The 18,746-nt window shown below is 45.7% G+C and carries 19 protein-coding genes; 7 read left to right on the plus strand and 12 right to left on the minus strand.

What is annotated here, in order from left to right; genetic code table 11:
* Positions 1-2: 2 nt before the first annotated feature.
* The 3 genes from lpxK to kdsB are packed head-to-tail and all read left to right on the plus strand — an operon-like array spanning position 3 to position 1,916.
* On the plus strand, positions 3-1,010 hold the full coding sequence (gene lpxK / locus DPF93_RS14910) for a tetraacyldisaccharide 4'-kinase (RefSeq protein ID WP_114766922.1): 1,008 nt from the start codon (positions 3-5) through the stop codon (positions 1,008-1,010).
* Positions 991-1,170, plus strand: a complete 180-nt coding sequence (locus DPF93_RS14915) for a Trm112 family protein (protein WP_075648630.1) — start codon at positions 991-993, stop codon at positions 1,168-1,170. Before lpxK ends, DPF93_RS14915 begins: the two co-directional genes overlap by 20 nt.
* Positions 1,170-1,916, plus strand: coding sequence for a 3-deoxy-manno-octulosonate cytidylyltransferase (gene kdsB, locus DPF93_RS14920; protein WP_114766923.1), 747 nt, complete (start codon positions 1,170-1,172; stop codon positions 1,914-1,916). The genes DPF93_RS14915 and kdsB overlap by 1 nt, the downstream gene beginning before the upstream one ends.
* A gap of 114 nt (positions 1,917-2,030) precedes the next feature.
* On the opposite strand, the gene DPF93_RS14925 is transcribed toward kdsB, so the two are convergent.
* The 6 genes from DPF93_RS14925 to napF all read right to left on the minus strand — a co-directional run bounded on the left by DPF93_RS14925 (position 2,031) and on the right by napF (position 6,611).
* A complete protein-coding gene (locus DPF93_RS14925) occupies positions 2,031-2,168 on the minus strand; it encodes a TIGR02808 family protein (RefSeq protein WP_075648628.1) in 138 nt (45 codons plus the stop codon).
* A gap of 12 nt (positions 2,169-2,180) precedes the next feature.
* On the minus strand, positions 2,181-2,759 hold the full coding sequence (locus tag DPF93_RS14930) for a NapC/NirT family cytochrome c (protein ID WP_075648627.1): 579 nt from the start codon (positions 2,757-2,759) through the stop codon (positions 2,181-2,183).
* A gap of 29 nt (positions 2,760-2,788) precedes the next feature.
* Entirely contained in the window at positions 2,789-3,244 is a 456-nt protein-coding gene (locus tag DPF93_RS14935; protein WP_114766924.1) for a nitrate reductase cytochrome c-type subunit, read from the minus strand.
* Between the two features lie 65 nt (positions 3,245-3,309).
* On the minus strand, positions 3,310-5,799 hold the full coding sequence (napA, locus tag DPF93_RS14940; protein ID WP_114766925.1) for a periplasmic nitrate reductase subunit alpha: 2,490 nt from the start codon (positions 5,797-5,799) through the stop codon (positions 3,310-3,312).
* Positions 5,796-6,101: a chaperone NapD gene (locus tag DPF93_RS14945; protein WP_114766926.1), complete on the minus strand. Its 306-nt coding sequence runs from the start codon at positions 6,099-6,101 to the stop codon at positions 5,796-5,798. Before DPF93_RS14945 ends, napA begins: the two co-directional genes overlap by 4 nt.
* 24 nt (positions 6,102-6,125) lie before the next feature.
* Positions 6,126-6,611 (minus strand): ferredoxin-type protein NapF, encoded by a 486-nt coding sequence (napF, locus tag DPF93_RS14950; RefSeq protein ID WP_114766927.1) that lies wholly within the window; start codon positions 6,609-6,611, stop codon positions 6,126-6,128.
* 240 nt (positions 6,612-6,851) lie between these two features.
* Between napF and narQ the strand changes: the two genes are divergently transcribed.
* Together narQ and DPF93_RS14960 are read left to right on the plus strand one after the other, a co-directional pair.
* Positions 6,852-8,576 carry a nitrate/nitrite two-component system sensor histidine kinase NarQ gene (gene narQ / locus DPF93_RS14955; RefSeq protein WP_114766928.1) on the plus strand — a complete coding sequence of 575 codons (1,725 nt, stop codon included), beginning with the start codon at positions 6,852-6,854 and terminating at the stop codon, positions 8,574-8,576.
* The gene (locus tag DPF93_RS14960; RefSeq protein WP_114766929.1) at positions 8,563-9,195 is read left to right on the plus strand and encodes a response regulator; all 633 of its coding nucleotides are present in this window, start codon (positions 8,563-8,565) and stop codon (positions 9,193-9,195) included. The genes narQ and DPF93_RS14960 overlap by 14 nt, the downstream gene beginning before the upstream one ends.
* 75 nt (positions 9,196-9,270) lie before the next feature.
* Here DPF93_RS14960 and DPF93_RS14965 read toward each other — a convergent pair whose 3' ends face one another.
* The 3 genes from DPF93_RS14965 to DPF93_RS14975 all read right to left on the minus strand — a co-directional run bounded on the left by DPF93_RS14965 (position 9,271) and on the right by DPF93_RS14975 (position 14,156).
* The gene (locus tag DPF93_RS14965; protein WP_114766930.1) at positions 9,271-10,809 is read right to left on the minus strand and encodes a SpoVR family protein; all 1,539 of its coding nucleotides are present in this window, start codon (positions 10,807-10,809) and stop codon (positions 9,271-9,273) included.
* Between the two features lie 9 nt (positions 10,810-10,818).
* Positions 10,819-12,090 carry a YeaH/YhbH family protein gene (locus DPF93_RS14970; protein ID WP_114766931.1) on the minus strand — a complete coding sequence of 424 codons (1,272 nt, stop codon included), beginning with the start codon at positions 12,088-12,090 and terminating at the stop codon, positions 10,819-10,821.
* A 131-nt stretch (positions 12,091-12,221) separates the two neighbouring features.
* Positions 12,222-14,156, minus strand: a complete 1,935-nt coding sequence (locus DPF93_RS14975) for a PrkA family serine protein kinase (RefSeq protein WP_114766932.1) — start codon at positions 14,154-14,156, stop codon at positions 12,222-12,224.
* A 330-nt stretch (positions 14,157-14,486) separates the two neighbouring features.
* On the opposite strand from DPF93_RS14975, the gene DPF93_RS14980 reads away from it, so the two are divergent.
* On the plus strand, positions 14,487-15,239 hold the full coding sequence (locus DPF93_RS14980; protein WP_425275309.1) for a MipA/OmpV family protein: 753 nt from the start codon (positions 14,487-14,489) through the stop codon (positions 15,237-15,239).
* 74 nt (positions 15,240-15,313) lie between these two features.
* Here DPF93_RS14980 and DPF93_RS14985 read toward each other — a convergent pair whose 3' ends face one another.
* A complete protein-coding gene (locus DPF93_RS14985; protein WP_114766933.1) occupies positions 15,314-15,814 on the minus strand; it encodes a YfbU family protein in 501 nt (166 codons plus the stop codon).
* 112 nt (positions 15,815-15,926) lie between these two features.
* Positions 15,927-16,592: an energy-coupling factor ABC transporter permease gene (locus DPF93_RS14990; RefSeq protein WP_114766934.1), complete on the minus strand. Its 666-nt coding sequence runs from the start codon at positions 16,590-16,592 to the stop codon at positions 15,927-15,929.
* Between the two features lie 151 nt (positions 16,593-16,743).
* Here DPF93_RS14990 and DPF93_RS14995 point away from each other — a divergent pair, with 151 nt between their 5' ends.
* Positions 16,744-17,829, plus strand: a complete 1,086-nt coding sequence (locus DPF93_RS14995; RefSeq protein ID WP_114766935.1) for a linear amide C-N hydrolase — start codon at positions 16,744-16,746, stop codon at positions 17,827-17,829.
* 88 nt (positions 17,830-17,917) lie between these two features.
* Here the strand turns inward: DPF93_RS14995 and pflA are convergent, their stop codons facing one another.
* Positions 17,918-18,658 (minus strand): pyruvate formate lyase 1-activating protein, encoded by a 741-nt coding sequence (gene pflA / locus DPF93_RS15000; protein WP_114766936.1) that lies wholly within the window; start codon positions 18,656-18,658, stop codon positions 17,918-17,920.
* Positions 18,659-18,746: the final 88 nt, after the last annotated feature.

Genomic DNA, 18,746 nt, shown 5'->3' on the forward strand with positions numbered 1-18,746 from the left:
CTGTGATTGAAAAAATCTGGTTTGAAAATCATCCATTAAAATACCTGCTGTGGCCGCTGTTGTGGCCACTAAGCAAGTTGTTCGGTCAGATTAGCCGCTCTCGTCGAGCCAGTTACCAGCAGGGCAAAAAAAGTGCCTACCGCGCACCTGTGCCAGTTATCGTAGTGGGTAATATTACCGCAGGTGGTAATGGTAAAACGCCAGTGGTTATCTGGCTGGTGGAGAAGCTACAAGAGTTAGGTTACAAGCCCGGCGTTGTGTCACGTGGCTATGGCGCCAAAGCGCCGAGCTACCCATTAGTTGTTGGGACTGAAACTTCGACAGCCCATTGTGGTGATGAGCCTAAGCTGATTTATAAACGCACCAATGCGCCAGTAGCCGTCGACCCAGTACGAGCGAATGCAGTACAGGCGTTGCTTCCTTTGGGCGTTGATATCATCATTACCGATGATGGTTTGCAGCACTACGCATTAGAACGCGACATTGAATTTGCGGTAGTGGATGGTAAGCGCCGTTTCGGTAATCAGCAACTTATCCCAATGGGGCCACTTCGCGAAGGCGTGGAACGTTTGGCTGAGGTCGATTTTATTATTACCAACGGCGGACAAGCCTTGGAAAATGAAGTCGCGATGACGTTGCAACCAAGTTTGGCAGTAAATTTGAAATCCGGTGAGCAAATGCCAGTAAGCCAATTAAAAGGATTGGTGGCAATGGCTGGAATTGGTCATCCGCCGCGGTTTTTTAATACCTTAGAGCATCTCGGTGCCGATTTGGTTTACAGCCAAGGGTTTGCCGACCACCAAGATTTTGCAGTATCACAATTGGCAGAACTTGCCGCTCGTGGTACACACCTTATTATGACAGAAAAAGATGCGGTGAAATGTGCAGATTATGCAGAAGATAACTGGTGGTACTTGCCAGTGTCGGCGTCATTTTGTGCGCAAGATGAACAACGTATCTTAGAACGAATTAAACAAACAAAGGAACATTATGGATCACCGTCTGCTTGAAATCGTTGCGTGCCCAGTGTGCAAAAGCAAACTGACTTATGACAAAGATAAACAAGAGCTGATTTGTAAGGCAGACCGCCTTGCTTATCCAATTAAAGAAGGTATTCCAGTGCTGCTTGAACCAGAAGCGCGCACTATGAGCATGGATGAGGGCAGATAATGTCGTTTACGGTTGTTATCCCAGCTCGTTACCAGTCAACTCGTTTGCCGGGTAAACCACTGGCTGATATCGCGGGCAAACCTATGATTCAATGGGTTTATGAGCAAGCGATTCAAGCTGGTGCGGATAATGTCATTATCGCTACCGATGATGAGCGTGTCGAACAAGCTGCAAAATCATTTGGCGCGCAGGTTTGCATGACCTCACCAAACCATGAATCGGGTACTGAGCGTTTGGCGGAAGTGGTCAAAGTGATGGGTATTGCTGATGACCACATTATCGTTAACGTGCAAGGCGACGAGCCGCTGATTCCACCGTCAATCATTGCACAAGTGGCTGACAACTTAGCTAATAGCCAAGCACCGATGGCAACACTGGCCGTTGAAATCAGTGATGAAGCGGAAGTATTTAACCCGAATGCAGTGAAAGTACTGACCGATAAAGATGGTTATGCGATGTACTTTAGCCGAGCGACGATTCCATGGGATCGCGATAACTTTGCTAATAACAACACCATTGCCCAGCCTCTACTGCGCCATATCGGTATTTACGCTTACCGCGCTGGCTTTATTAATACTTACATTAACTGGGAGCCAAGTGCTCTAGAGAAGATTGAGTGTTTAGAGCAGCTACGCGTACTTTGGTATGGTGAAAAGATCCATGTGGCAGTTGCGAGCGAAGCACCAGCTGCTGGTGTTGATACGCCGGAAGATCTAGAAGCAGTTCGCGCGATTCTTGGTCATTAATCAGCACGATTAACCGATAGAAAAAAAGCCAGCCTAATGATTTAGGCTGGCTTTTTAGTAACTAGAGTAGATAGGCATATACCAATCGAAGTCAGTCGACTACTTCGTCAGGTATTACTCTAGCTCCTTATCTTTCCCCATCGAAAGGATCCAGATGCAGATGGCGGCAACCACAGCAAAGCCTGACAGAATAATTACAGGCATGGCGCTATAACCGAGAATGTGCCAAATCACTGATTCAAGTGTACTCATTACGCGCTCCTTCTATTGCCAGCCTTCGACACCTTCCATGTCAGGAAGATGGTGTGAGATGCCTTTGTGACAGTCGATACAGGTCTTCTCGCCGTTGGCTAACGCGGTAGAGTGTTGTTTCGCGCCACGTGAACCTTGCTCAGAAAAATCCATGTACTCGAATTCGTGACAATTACGACACTCTAACGAGTCATTCTTCTTCATTCGCGCCCATTCTCGTTCCGCTAAATGACCGCGACGTTCAGCAAACTTCTCCGGAGTATCGATGGTTTTAAGCACGTAGTGGGCAAATAGCTCTTTAGATGCCTGCACTTTACGCACAATCTTATCTGTCCATTCATGGGGTACGTGACAGTCAGAACAGATTGCACGCACACCTGAGCGGTTAGAGTAGTGAATGGTTGGTTTGATTTCTTCCACGATTGGCGCATGGCACCCAGAGCAGAACTCTTCGGTGTTGGTTGCTTCCATACCCGTGTTGAATGCGCCCCAGAATAGAAGACCACCAGCAAAGCCCATAAATAACACCACCCCAACAGCAGCTTTACTTGGGCGAGTTAGTCGCTTCCAAAACGCTTTTAATAATTTCATAGATTAACCTCGTTAACTTAGTGTTCTGTCTACTTGAGCGATTGAACACGTTCGAAATCATTGTCTACTAGTGGTGCCGCCTCAGTTTGAGGTACGTGGCACTGCAAGCAGAAGTAACGTCGTGGGGACATATCCGCTAAAACTGCGTCTTCGCGGTTAACATAGTGAGTTACGCTAATCTTAGTCGCACCCATCTCTTTAGCATTTTTCCAGCTATGGCAAGCCAGACATTTATTGGCATTGAGTGATACTTCGTAATTACGAATCGCATGTGGGATCAATGGTGGCTGATACACATAGCTGCTGTCGACCGAATGCTCTTTAGGATAATCTTTGAATTGGTCTGCTGGACGAGTGTCCTCCAATAAGGTTGCACCGCGCAGTGATTCCAGTCCTCCTGTGCCACCAGGATTGTCTAATTCAGCAAAAACGCTGCCGCTGATGACGGCGCCAATTGCGAATAGGGCAAGCATTAGTTTTTTCATTTTAACTTCTCCGCCGTGTGGCTAAATTCTGATTGTGGTCGCGCTGGGCGCGACCAAGTATTGTGTTAAACGATCTTAGTGATCTTGACCGGACACTTCTTAAAGTCAGTCTGTTTAGACAGCGGGTCAGTCGCATCTAAGATCAGCTTGTTGATCAGAATTCGCGCATCGAAGAACGGAACGAAAACTAGCCCTTGCGGTGGCTTGTTACGACCGCGCGTTTCAACGCGTACACGTACTTCGCCACGTTTGTTTGACAGCAATACTTCTTCGCCGCGGCGAACGTTACGCGCTTTTGCATCATCTGGGTGCATGTAACACACCGCATCAGGAACCGCTTTGTACAGTTCTGGTACGCGACGAGTCATGGTGCCGGTATGCCAGTGTTCGAGAACACGACCGGTACATAGCCACATGTCGAACTCGCTATCAGGCACTTCTGGTGGCGCTTCGTAAGGCGCTGAAATGATCTTCGCTTTACCATCTTTGTTACCGTAGAAGTCCCAGCCAGAACCTACTTTCGCGTATGGGTCTGACCCTTCTTTAAAGCGCCACATGGTTTCTTTACCATCAACCACAGGCCAACGTAGACCACGTACGGTGTGGTAAACATCGTAAGGGGCTAGGTCATGACCATGACCACGACCAAAGGTAGCGTATTCTTCGAACAGACCTTTTTGCACATAGAAGCCAAAGTGGTGCGCATCGTCATTAAGATCTCGCGCTTCTTCTACTGGGAATTTGTCTACGTTACCGTTGCGGTACAGTACGTCGAACATCGTTTTGCCACGTAATTCAGGTGCTTTGGCTAATAGTTCTTCCGGCCACACTTCTTCAATCTTGAAGCGTTTAGAAAACTCCATTAGCTGCCATAAATCTGATTTCGCTTCGCCAACGGTTTCTACTTGTTGGTACCACGCTTGTGTGCGACGCTCTGCGTTACCGTAGGCACCTTCTTTTTCAATCCACATCGCAGTCGGTAGGATTAAGTCAGCAGCTTGCGCAGTCGCGGTTGGGTAAGGATCGGATACAACGATAAAGTTGTCCGGGTTGCGGTAACCTGGCAGACGCTCTTCGTTAATATTTGGACCCGCTTGCAGGTTGTTATTACATTGCACCCAGTAACAGTTCAGTACGCCATCATGCAGCATGCGATCTTGCAGTACCGCGTGGAAGCCTGGTTTTGGTGGAATCGTACCCTCTGGCAGTTTCCAAATTTTTTCTGTGATTTCACGGTGTTTTGGATTTGCTACCACCATATCTGCAGGTAGACGGTGTGCAAAAGTACCCACTTCACGAGCAGTACCGCACGCCGATGGTTGACCTGTCAGCGAGAATGGACTGTTACCTGGAGTGGCGATTTTGCCGGTCAATAAGTGAATGTTGTAAACCAAGTTGTTCATCCATACGCCACGTGTATGCTGGTTCATACCCATGGTCCAAAGTGACATCACTTTAGTGTTTGGATCGGCGTACTGCTTAGCCAGTTCAATTAGTTTTTCTGGTTCGACACCAGATAGCTCCGATGCTTTCTCCACAGTGTATGGCGCAACCGACGCTTTGTATTCTTCAAATGAAATGCTAGTTAGCTTGCCTGAGTTTGCATTTTTCGCCTTCACTTGCAGTGGATTATCATCACGTAAGCCGTAGCCGATATCGACGTCGGCTTGAGTGAAGTTGGTGTGCTTGTTAACAAAGTCCCAATTTACTGCATCGTTTTCGATGATGTAGTTGGCAATAAAGTTAGCAATAGCAAGATCAGATTGTGGTGTGAAAATGTAACCGTGATCTGCCAGTTCAAACGAGCGGTGATAGTAGGTCGACAATACGTTTACTTTCACATGTGGATGGCTTAAACGGCGGTCTGCAATACGCGTCCACAAAACAGGGTGCATCTCTGCCATGTTTGAGCCCCAAAGGACGAAAGCATCGGCATTTTCGAAGTCATCGTAGCAGCCCATTGGCTCATCAATACCGAAAGCGCGCATAAAGCCCACAACCGCTGAAGCCATACAGTGGCGTGCGTTAGGGTCAATGTTGTTTGAACGAAAACCCGCTTTCATAAGTTTTGATGCTGCGTAGCCTTCCATTACGGTCCATTGACCTGAACCAAACATACCAACACTCGTTGGACCTTTCTTCTCTAGCGAGGCTTTCCACTTCTCTGCCATCGTATCGAATGCCACATCCCATGATACAGGAGTGAACTCTCCGTCTTTGTCGTACTTACCATCTTTCATACGCAGCAGAGGCTGAGTGAGACGATCGTGACCGTACATAATCTTCGACAGGAAGTAGCCTTTAATACAGTTTAGGCCTTTGTTAACCGGCGCTTCAGGATCACCCTGTGTCGCAACGACTTTACCATTTTGCGTACCAACTAGAACGGAACAGCCGGTACCACAAAAACGACAAGGCGCCTTGTCCCAAGTGATTTTAGTTTGGTCTGAGCTGGCAATCAGGTTGGTCGCTGAAGCTGGTAGTGTGATACCAGCGACCGCTGCTGCTGATGCCGCTGCGTTTGCTTTCACAAACGCACGTCTTGTCATTTTCATACTTCACCCTCTACTTGGGAATGTTGTGATCCAGTGTTTGCTTGGTCATCGTCTAGGTCTCGCTCGATTTGGTGATAAACCATTACCGTGCTGACGACATGCGCTAAGTTATTTATTTTCTCGATAACGTCGGTAATAAAGCCTTCGCTTTGGGTTTCCAAAACAACGACAATTTTGCCCTCTGGGCTGTCACCGAAGATTTCGGCAGTATCAAATTGTTCGATTTGACTCTTCACGCTCTCTAGGTGCTCGGGCACGACGTGGACAATCAAACTTGATATATGAACTTCATTTCGGGGCATTAGCTGCTCTCTTTTTTCGGCGCGTTACGCGACTTGATTGCTCACATTGATAGATGAAGTCGGGCAGACGGCGACACACGCGCCGCAACCATTACACAGAGTTGTGTCGAGGTTTGGCTGGGCGACTCGCCCAACTTCTAAGCGAAACTGGATCGCCATGCTGTCGCACATTTCTCCACATGAACGACACTCAACATTCTGTTGTGCAAGACATTGTTGATTGATAGCTGCTTTTGCTTGCCAAGGCGTCTCTTGTTGGCTTTTAAACAACGATTCAGGACAGGCATCAGCACATTGATAGCAAAAGGTGCATTCATCAATGGTGAAGTCAACTTGCGGGAAGCCACCATCACCTTTGACAATAATGTTGGTTTCGCAGGCTTTCAGGCACTCGCCGCACTGAGTACAGAGGTCAGTAAATCTTTCAGGCGTCGTTAACCACGGCAAGCGTACAGAATCGTCTTGCGCTGCTTTGCGGGTGAAAAGACGCCTTCTTGAAAGATCGACCATTAAAGAGAATCCACAACGTGGGTTGTATTAAATGACCATTGCCATTAACAACCTTTCATTTATCAATAATTAAATTGTAGGATTTGTCATATTTGTATAAATACCTCCAAGGGGGTATTTAGGGAGGGAGTTTGTTTTAGATCAACTAATTCGATTGGGTTTGATCACATATTGGCGTTGGCGCTAAAATTCAAAACAAAGATAATTTGTCACAAATGGTTTTAACCATTCGAGGTTCGGTTGTTAAAAAGTATTAAAAAGTCGGTAACGGGAACGATTGCGAAGGCATTGTCATTAATTGTGCTGCTTTCAGTGGCGACGATCGGCTACGCGTTTGTGTTGTTGGCTTCGAGTTTAAATGACGCTGAAGCGCTCAACGTGGCAGGCTCAATGCGTATGCAAAGCTATCGACTCGCACACGACATTCAATCGCAATCCAGTGATTTTTCTTCACATATTTTCTTATTTGAGCGTTCAATCTATTCTCCGTCGATGAAAGCGCTGCAAAACTGGGATGTGCCAGAGGATATTACGCAGGACTACTACCAATTGATTATGCGTTGGCACGAGCTTAAAGAAGTGCTGATCAGCGAACAGCGCTCGCAGTACTTGTTGCTAGTTCCTTCGTTTGTTTCTCAAATCGATGCTTTTGTGTTTAAGCTGCAAGGTTTTTCCGAGAAGAAGTTGGTAGAGCTAGCTTGGGTTGGGGTCGTTGGCTTAGGTGGAATACTCGTTACCAGCTTGTTTGTAGTGCTGTTCGTCCGCCGTGAGATCGTTCATCCATTGAGAGCGCTGGTGGTGGCGAGTGAGCAAATTAAATCACGCTCTTTTGATGTTGAGTTGAATGTGGTCAGTGATAATGAGATGGGGATTCTCACTCGAACGTTTAACAATACGGCTAAAGAGTTAGGCAAACTGTACCATGGCTTAGAAAAGGCCGTGAACGAGAAGACTCACAAGTTGCAGCATGCCAATCAGTCTTTACAAGTGCTGTACAAGTCCTCCAGTGAGCTCACAGCATCGAGGATTACTCCGGATAACTTTGCGGCGATCTTGCAGCAAATAGTGAGTATTGAGGGGGTAAGTGCCGTCAAACTCGAAATTGGCGCGGGTGCTGAAAAACCGATGGTGCTCACCAAAGGTGAGTTGGACGAGCAGACCTCGTCGAGTCGAACGCTGACACTGGATGGTCAAGAGTTAGGTACTCTGTACTGGAATTGGTACCTGCCTTGTCCAGATCAAGACTTAATTGATAACTTTGTGCGCATTCTTTCCCGAGCGGTTTACTATAACCAAGCGCAGCGTCAATCTGAGCAATTATTGTTGTTGGAAGAGCGCGCGACGATTGCTCGTGAGTTACATGATTCATTGGCACAATCACTGTCTTATTTGAAAATCCAAGTATCGCTGCTGAAACGGATGATGAAAAAACTTGAGCAAAGTTCAGAACTTGATAAATCCAACGCGATTGTCAGTGATTTAGATTCCGCTTTGTCAGGTGCATACACTCAACTGCGAGAGTTATTAACTACCTTTAGATTATCGATTAAAGAAGGTAACTTTGATACCTCGCTAAAAGAAATGCTAGCTCAGCTTCAGGAACAAACCGAGGCAAATATTGTGCTGACCAATCAGCTTTCATCATTGGAGCTCGATGCCCATGAACAAGTGCATTTGTTACAGCTGATCCGCGAGGCGACCATTAATGCAATCAAACATGCCGATGCGACCAAAATCGAGATCTTTTGTACCGAGAGTAATGATGATGTCACGATCAAAGTGGTTGATGACGGAGTCGGTATTGAAAGCCAAGAAAGCAAGATTAACCACTATGGTTTGTCGATCATGCATGAGCGCGCCAGTCGCTTAAATGGTCAACTAACGATTAAAACCGCTAGCCAACAAGGCTGCGAAATAGAACTAAAATATCCAAGAATAAAGGATAACGACTTTGACACAATGTAGAGTAATGCTGGTCGATGATCACCCGTTGATGCGTCGAGGATTAAGCCAGTTGCTGAGCTTTGAAGATGAATTTGAAGTGATTGCTGAGGCTTCCTCTGGGGCTGAAGCGGTAGCCAAAAACCACGAAGTTGAGCCAGACTTGATCCTGCTCGATTTGAACATGAAGGGTATGTCGGGACTTGATACTCTCAATGCCTTACGTGCGGACAACTGCGATGCGAATATCGTCATTTTGACTGTGTCTGATAGCGCTGCGGATATTGACGCGTTAGTTAAAGCAGGCGCTGATGGTTATCTGCTTAAAGATACCGAGCCAGATGAGTTGATTGAGGTACTAAAAAATAGCCTTAAAGGCGATAAAGCTTACAGCAAAGAAGTAGCGCAATATTTGGCAGAGCGTGAAACGCAAGACGATGTGTTTGATGCCCTGACAGACCGCGAGATGCAGATCTTAAGGCAAGTTGCCAAGGGGTTGAGAAATAAGCAGATTGCTGACAATTTATTTATTTCAGAGTCGACGGTAAAAGTGCATATGAAGAGTTTACTGAAAAAGCTGGTGGTGCCATCTCGCACCGCGGCAACGGTGCTCTATCTTGAGCGTTATGGCGATTTAAAATAAGCAATAAAAAAGGTTCATCACCAGAGAGCGGGGATGAACCTTTAATCTATTCTGAGCGTTTGATGGGATGCTTAGCTAGATACCTGAATCGTAGTTATTGCGCTGCGGACAGGTACCAATAATCTCACGTCGACCGGATTCTTTTACTTCCTCCAGAATGACATCAAAGCCCCACAAACGGTAAAGATGTTTGAGCACCTCATTGTATCCTTCATGAAGTGGAATGCGATCATGCGGCACATATTGCAGTGTCATTGAGCGATCCCCACGTACATCAACATTAAACACCTGGATATTGGGCTCTAAGTTGCTGAGGTTATACTGCGCAGCGAGCTTCTCACGAATGGCCTTATAGCCCATATCATCATGGATATGACTCACCTCAATATAGTTTTTGCGATCATCATCGACGATGGAGAATAGCTTAAAGTCACGGATCAGTTTTGGTGATAAGTACTGACTAATAAAACTCTCGTCTTTAAAGTTGTGCATCGCAAAGTGCACCGCTTCTAACCAATCGCTGCCAGCGAGCTCTGGGAACCACTCTTTATCCTCATCAGTCGGCTCTTCGCAGATGCGGCGAATATCACGAAACATCGCAAAACCCAGTGCGTACGGGTTGATGCCACTAAAGTAAGGGCTGTTATAGGCGGGCTGTGCTACCACGCTAGTGTGACTATGCAAGAATTCTAGGATAAAGCGCTCTGAGACTACGCCCTCATCATAGAGATGATTCAAAATCGTGTAGTGCCAGAATGTTGCCCAGCCCTCATTCATCACTTGTGTCTGCTTTTGCGGATAGAAATATTGGCTGACCTTGCGCACAATGCGCACGATCTCGCGCTGCCAAGACTCAAGCAGTGGCGCATGTTTTTCAATAAAGTAGAGAATGTTCTCTTGCGGCTCTGTTGGGAAGCGCACTTTTTCACATTCTTCTTTATCTGCAGTTTTTGGTACAGTGCGCCACAAGTCGTTTACCTGAGATTGCAAATAGGCTTCACGCTCTTCTTGGCGGCTTTTCTCCTCGGCAATAGAGATTTTTTCAGGGCGTTTGTAACGATCTACGCCATAGTTCATCAGTGCATGGCAAGAGTCGAGCAGTTCTTCGACTTCTGAGACACCATATTTTTCTTCACACTCGGCAATGTATTTTTTGGCGAATAATAGATAATCGATGATTGAACCCGCGTCGGTCCAGGCTTGGAAGAGGTAATTACCTTTAAAGAAGGAGTTATGCCCATAACAGGCATGCGCCATTACCAACGCCTGCATAGTAACTGTGTTTTCTTCCATCAGGTAGGCAATACAGGGATTGGAGTTAATCACAATCTCGTAGGCAAGCCCCATTTGACCATGTTTATAGCCTTGCTCTGTCTGGATGAACTTCTTGCCAAATGACCAATGATTGTAGTTGATTGGCATACCGATACTCGAATAGGCATCCATCATTTGCTCAGAGGTAATCACCTCGATTTGGTTAGGATAGGTATCGAGTTTGTAGTGCTCGGCAACGCGCTTAATTTCAACGTGATAGCGTTCTAGCAAACCAAACGTCCAGTCAGGACCATCAGGCAACAGTTTATCGCTTTTCTTTGTAGTTGATTTTGTTGTCATGGAGCCTCCCTAAGCGTTTTCTTTTTTAAACAGCTCCCTGAACACAGGGAAGATGTCATCAACGCTACGAATATTCTTCATGGCAAAGTTAGAGAAAGAGTTCTCCAGTTTCTCGTACTCATGCCACAAGGTTTGGTGAGAACGTCGGGTGATCTCGATATAGGAGTAATATTGGCATTTAGGCAGTAGACCTTCTTGCAGCAAATCTCTGCAGCGTGGAGAGTCATCAGCCCAGTTATCGCCATCGGAGGCTTGTGCCGCATAAATATTCCACTGACCTACAGGGTATCGGTCAGAGACGATTTCATTCATCAATTTAAGCGCACTAGAAACAATGGTACCGCCTGTCTCTTGTGAATAGAAAAACTCATGTTCGTCGACTTCTTTCGCTTGAGTATGGTGGCGAATAAACACCACTTCGACGTTTTCATACGTGCGAGTTAAGAACAGATAGAGCAACACGTAAAAACGTTTGGCGATATCTTTGGTAGCTTGATCCATCGAGCCTGAGACATCCATTAAGCAAAACATCACAGCTTGGCTGGAAGGAATAGGGCGGCGTTCGTAGTTTTTAAAGCGCAAATCGAAGGTATCGATAAAGGGTACACTATCGATTTTTTTGCGCAGTGATGCGATCTCTTCTTTGAGGCGACGCTCTTCAATCAACTGTGCCGGTTCTTGGTTTTGAATGCGGTTAAGCTCTTCTTCCAATTCATGCATCATGCGGCGTTTGCCCGCTGTCATAGCGGTGCGTCGGGCGAGAGATTGCTGAAGTGATTTAACAATCGCTATATTGGCTGGGTTACCCGCCGTCTGATAACCAGCCCGGTGTGTTTTCCATTCGGTGATCTTGTTAATTTGGGTTTTGTCTAAATTGGGAAGTGCCAAATCTTCGAACAGAATATCCAGATATTCATCTTTGGAAATCTGGAACACAAACTCATCTTGACCTTCGCCATCTGGGCTCGCGTCACCCTCTCCGGTGCCTCCACCGCCGCCGCCACCTTTCGGGCGTTCAATTTTGTCGCCTTGGATAAATTGATCGTTACCCGGATGAACGCGCTCTTTCACCCCGCCTTGACCTTGATGAAAAATTGGCTCGCTAATGTCTTTGTGCGGAATAGAAACGTCTTCACCGGTTTCGGTGTTGGTAATTGAACGGCGGTTAACTGCATCAGCCACCGATTCTTTGATTTTTTCTTTGTGGCGACGAATAAAGCGCTGTCTGTTGACGGCACTTTTGTTCTTGCCATTCAGTCGTCTGTCAATAAATTGCGCCATGAGTCACCCCTTATTTGCTACATACACCCTTGGTGTTTGTATTCATCGCATCCAATCTCCTACCAGAGCGTGTGGCTCTGGTAGGTACTCCATGGGCAATCCCCTGCTAGCAGGAGATTTGTCTGCTGCTATTAAGATGATTTACGTACGCGTAGGTACCATTCCGAAAGCAAGCGTACTTGTTTCTCGGTGTAACCTTTCTCCATCATGCGTGCGACAAAGTCGTCGTGTTTCTTCTGATCTTCCGAAGACGTTTTCGCATTGAAAGAGATAACCGGAAGCAGTTCTTCAGTGTTGGAGAACATTTTCTTCTCGATAACGGTGCGTAATTTCTCATAGCTAGTCCAAACTGGGTTTTGACCATTGTTGTTGGCGCGGGCACGCAGTACAAAGTTAACGATCTCATTACGGAAATCTTTTGGATTGCTAATGCCGGCGGTTTTCTCGATTTTCTCTAGCTCATTGTTAAGTGCAGAGCGATCGAATAGCTGACCGGTTTCTGGATCGCGGTACTCTTGGTCTTGAATCCAGAAATCAGCGTAAGTCACGTAGCGGTCAAAGATGTTTTGTCCGTACTCAGAGTAGGACTCCAAGTATGCGGTTTGAATTTCTTTGCCGATAAACTCGACGTAGCGCGGTACTAGATAACCTTTCAAGAACTCAAGGTACTTGTCAGCGATATCTTGCGGGAACTGTTCACGCTCCACTTGCTGCTCAATCACATAGAACAGGTGTACTGGGTTCGCCGCGACTTCACTTTGATCAAAGTTAAACACGCGCGATAGGATCTTAAACGAGAAGCGGGTAGAGAGACCGGACATACCTTCATCAACACCAGCATAGTCGCGGTACTCTTGGTAGCTTTTCGCTTTTGGATCGGTATCTTTCAAGGTTTCGCCATCATACACGCGCATTTTCGAGAAGATGGACGAATTTTCTGGCTCTTTTAAGCGCGACAGAATGCTGAACTGCGCCAATAAATCGAGAGTGCTTGGTGAGCACGGCGCTTTTGATAGCTCTGAATGATCCAGCAGTTTCTGGTAGATTTTTACTTCTTCAGAAACGCGTAGACAGTAAGGCACTTTGACAATGTAAACACGGTCAAGGAACGCTTCATTGTTCTTGTTGTTACGGAAGGTTTGCCACTCTGATTCATTTGAGTGAGCGAGAATCATACCGTCAAACGGTAGGGCAGAGAGACCTTCAGTACCGTTGTAGTTACCTTCTTGTGTCGCCGTCAGCAATGGGTGCAAGACTTTTATTGGCGCCTTGAACATCTCAACGAATTCCATCAAGCCTTGGTTGGCTTTACATAATGCACCAGAGTAGCTGTATGCATCAGGGTCATCTTGTGAGTAGTGTTCTAGCATACGAATATCGACTTTACCCACTAGTGATGAAATATCTTGGTTGTTTTCATCACCTGGTTCGGTTTTGGCAACTGCAAGTTGATCGAGAATCGATGGACGAACTTTGACCACTTTGAACTTGGAAATATCACCGCCAAATTCATGTAAGCGTTTGGCTGCCCAAGGTGACATGATGGAGCGTAGGTAGCGTTTGTCGATGCCGTATTCTTGCTTGAGTAAATCGCCGTCCTCGTTCATGTCAAACAGACAGAATGGGTGATCGTTCACCGGACTACGTACACCATCGGCAGATAGTACATAAATCGGCTGCTGCTGCATCAATGCCTTGAGCTTTTCTGCTAGCGATGACTTACCGCCCCCTACAGGACCTAGTAAGTATAGGATTTGCTTACGTTCTTCTAGACCTTGCGCAGCATGTTTGAGATAGGAAACGATTTGTTCAATCGCTTCTTCCATGCCGTAAAAGTCTTTGAAAGTCTCGTAGCGTGAAATAACACGGTTGGAAAAAATGCGGCTTAGTCGTGGATCCTGAGCGGTGTCGATCACCTCAGGCTCTCCAATAGCCATCAATAAGCGTTCTGCTGCATTAGCATAAGCGCTCTTGTCATCTTTACACAGTGCTAAGAAATCTTGTAAAGATAACTCCTCATCCTTGGACGCTTCGTAGCGTGCTTGGAAATGGTCGAAAATGCTCATAATGATTTCCCCTCTGAACCTGTCAAACTGACAAACAACTCGCTAAAAATTACACATCCTTCATTAATTAAGACTAGTGGGGATTTCTAATTTTGCTTAAAAAATATGTGTTTATTTGCAAAATTATCGCTTAGTCCTTTACTCCCAATCAGCCTAATGTCTGAAGACAACCTTTTATACGGCTTGGCTCGATGGATAGTTTCAACTGCGTAGAGAATTCAAAAACTTGCCTGTAAAAAAGTCGTTTTGCCACTTTTCTTGCTGGGTTGAATAACAATACGTCATACGTTATCATTTGGTTTGTTTTTGGTGTATTGAATGGGAAAGGTTGTGAAAAATAAGTGGTTGCCTATCGTGGCGTTGATGTTGGGGTGTGGTTCTACGGCGGCACAGGCAAACGTGAGCCAATGGTCCTTGGGTGTTGGTGCTTCCTACTCACCGGCAGTGTATAAAGATACCCCTTCAAATAAAGCCGTTATTCCAGTGATTGGCTATGAAGGTACTCACTTTTTTATGCGTGGTTTTAGTGCCGGTTACCGCTTAAATCCGATCGGCTCGACGCATAATATCGTTTTTCGCGCTGCCTACGATCCGCGTACGCTAAAGCCGGGTGATTCAAATGACCCTGTAATCAGAGAAATGGACAAGCGTGATGCAACCATTTTTGGTGGAGTTAGCTATCAGTTGATCACCATGGTTGGTATGTTTGAAACCACTGCAGGGACTGATATTGGTGGGACTCATAATGGTTTATACGGTGAAGCGGCATGGCGTTTGCCGTTTCGTGGGCGCGGCTGGGGACTAACACCAAGTATCGGCTATTCGTACAATAGCGATAAAATTAACAACCACTTATATGGTGTCAGTGCGGCAGAGGCGCAGCGCGCTGGAATCGAGGCGTTTGATGCAGATTGGGATGGTCAGTATTTTATTGGGCTTTCAGGTTATATGCACCTAACACCAAACTTTCGTGTCGGGGGCGGGGTTCGCTATACCAATCTTGAGGGAGATATTGAGAACAGTCCGCTGATTGAATCTGGCATTAATACCGCGACCAACATTACTTTTGTTTATCTGTTTTAAGTTGGCGTGGTAAGAAAAAAGCTGCTCATGGGAGTAGCTTTTGAACAATTCTATTTTTATTTTTTATCAGACGCTTACGCGTTGAAGATCTGTTTTAGCTCGTTAGCACATAAGTGATATTGGCGTGGGCATTTGCGCCATGTTGCTAACATACGGCGGTATTTTTCCAACATTGGCATTTGCGCGTTGAAGTTATGCTCGCCTTTCTCAAATTGAGGGTAAAGACCTTCAGAATCCACCAAGAAACGTACGTAATGCACTAGCTTACACTCAGTGCCACAGTCAAAACCTAGGAACTGTAGGCGGCGTTGGTCAACGTCTTTACGCTCATGCTCTTCTAACATATTGTTAGATTCTTGCATCGCGTGATACATCTCCATAATGTCGATGATTTCGCGACATTCTTGCTCTTCGATACAACCAAAATCTTTGTTTAGCTCACGCATTTGTAATACATAACCGCGTTCGACGATTGTTTGTAAGCGCTTGTATTTTTGAGCGTTTTCTGGGTCCATCTGTGACATCAGGTAGTACTGGTTAGATAGAATCAAACGTTGAGCGTTTGTCATTTCCATTGGGGTGACCTCGTAAATCTAGTACATCTTTAATGTGCTTAGGTTAGCCTGTTGTTGTGACTTGAAACATGATCTCAACACATGTTTATGAGCAAAAATGAAAACTTTTTACTTATTTTTTGTGATAATGATTATAGATGTAATCACGGTCTGAGAAGGTTCTCAGCCATTCGGGTTTAAACACACTCAACACCGCGACAGCCATACCGTTTAGTAACCCCTCCGGGAAAGCCAGCAGTATGATAAAGATCAGATAATTGTCGACGATGGTAGTCCAATCATGCACATCAGTGAGCAATTGAAATAATCCGGTTGCGACTAGGTGAACACTGCCAGCAAGGGCACCGTTAAAGAAACCAGCGACAAAGATATAAACGAAGATATTGCGCGGAAGATAGCGATAGCTGAGTAGAAAGACAGCATAGCTGATTAAGATAGGGACCAAACAAGACAGCAGTAAATATTGCCCCATCGCGCTAATAGTTAACGAGCCGAACAGACTCAAGCTGAGAGTAATAGGAAAGCAGAGTAGGTAGGCGATACGCCAGCCGTACATCAGGGTTAGGCTAGTTAACGCGAGAAAGTGAATATCGAGACCCTGTTTAACTCCCGCCTCTGCAGACCATAGCAGGAAGAGAGCAAAGCAGGCGGCAAAGGTTAGATGTTGAAAACGACTTTCGCTTTTGAGTTTTGGGTAGAAGTTATCTCGTATGTCGCCAAAGCAAAGCGCAAGGGGCAGGAGGGCAAGTATCCACATCCACAGATTGCTTAGTTCCATTGCGCGCCTCCATTTTGCACTTTGTGTCACTTGGAATTGTTTTTCGCTAAATCGACATTGTCTCTATGCAGATATAGGCGTAACGTTAAGGTAGTCGCCTACAGTTTTTGCTCGTAGGCATTACATCGTTAAGTTCAAGTATGGTTTAACTATGAAAAAATCGATATTGGCGCTACTTTTCGCTTCTTGCTTTCACTATTCAGCGCATGCCTGCACGGGTATCTCGCTTTCAACAACCAACAATGATTATATTCAGGCTCGTACTATTGAATGGGGTCATAGTGACTTAAACAGTAAGTTAATTATCTCGCCGCGTAACTACTCTTACACATCCACTATGCCAGATCAAAAACAGGGCTTAAATTGGCAGAGCAAATATGGCTTTGCAGGCATTTCTGTTAGCGATGACAAATTTATTGCTGAAGGGGTTAACGAAAAAGGTCTTAGTGCCGGGTTATTTTACTTTCGCAACTACGGTTCTTTAGCCGAGTATCAGCCAAATGATCGTGCCAACAACATCACAGATATGGACTTTGTTCGTTGGATGCTTAGTCAGTTTGAAACCGTTGAACAGGTTGAAGCGGCGTTGCATAAAATCAAGATTGTCACGGTTTATTTTGATCAGCAGGGTAACCCTTCACCCACGGCTCACTGGCGCGTCTCTGACAAAAGCGGCAATAGCATTGTGATTGAGATTATGAATCAGGGTGAAATCCACATTCATAAAAACAGCGCTAAGGTGCTGACCAACTCACCAGACTACGCTTGGCAAGTCACCAACCTGAATAACTACATTAACCTGCGTCCGGGTAGCAGCAGCGATCAGCAAATCAATGGGGTCACCGCACGCTCTTTCGGTGTTGGTTCTGCTTTTGTCGGTCTGCCAGGTGATATCTCGCCACCATCACGTTTTGTACGAGCTGCGTTTTACGTTAATACTGCCCCAGAACTGAAAAATGGTCAGCAGGCAGTCTCGCAAGCTTTTCATATCTTGAATAACTTTGATATTCCAATTGGCAGTGAATTTAGTGACAAGAGCCACATTGCAGATTTGCCAAGCGCAACCCAGTGGACCTCGGTGATTGATCAGGGTAACGGTTTACTGTTCTACAAAACCATGCATGACAGTACGATTCGTCGGGTTGATTTAAACCAGCTAGATTTCACTAGCAAGGTTGAGCATAAGCAGCCGCTTGATAGCGGGAAGTTTCATTTTGAGGATGTCGAAATTAACTAATCTTGAAGTTAAATAATTTCGACTTTAGAAAAGCAACAAGGCACTTATTTAAGTGCCTTGTTCAATTTAAATCGTAGTCGAAGTTTGATTAGTACTTAACGTTTGGATGGTACTGCTCAAGAATCGATTTGATGTTTTCCATCGTCTCTTTTGGCGGCGGGTTTACGCCCTCTAGCGGGTATTCAAAGCCTAGCGCTTCCCATTTGTGTGCACCTAGCTTGTGGTATGGCAGTAGCTCAACTTTTTCGATGTTGTCCATGTCTTTAATGAATTCACCCAGCATGTGCGCGGCTTCATCTTCATCGGTGTAACCTGGCACCACTACGTAGCGAATCCAAGTCTTTTGACCTTTCTGATGTAGGTAGCGAGCAAAGTCGAGTACGCGACGGTTAGAAACACCGATAAAGTCTTGGTGAATCTCATCCTTCATATGCTTAAGGTCAAGCATAACCAGATCCGTTACTTCTAGCACTTCATCGACCACGTCGGTGTGCTTACGGATGTAGCCGTTAGTGTCTAGGCAGGTGTGAATACCTTCTGCCTGCGCTGCGCGGAAAAAGTCGCGAACAAACTCCGGTTGCAGCATTGCTTCGCCGCCTGAACAGGTAATGCCACCGCCAGAAGCTTTCATAAAGTGGCGGTAACTTTTTGCTTCGCTGATGATCTCTTCAACGGTCACATCTTTGCCGTCATGCGTATCCCACGTGTCGCGGTTATGACAATATTTACAACGCATTAAGCAGCCTTGAAGGAAGACAATAAAACGAATTCCAGGGCCATCGACAGTGCCACATGATTCAAAAGAATGAATACGACCAATTGTTGACATGAGCTCATCTCTTTAGCAATTATTTGAACGTTATTTTATTACAAATCACCCTGATTAAATAGGGTTATACGTGCTTCTTGACGAATAA

Source organism: Vibrio rhodolitus (assembly GCF_003350325.1).
GTDB lineage: Bacteria > Pseudomonadota > Gammaproteobacteria > Enterobacterales > Vibrionaceae > Vibrio > Vibrio rhodolitus.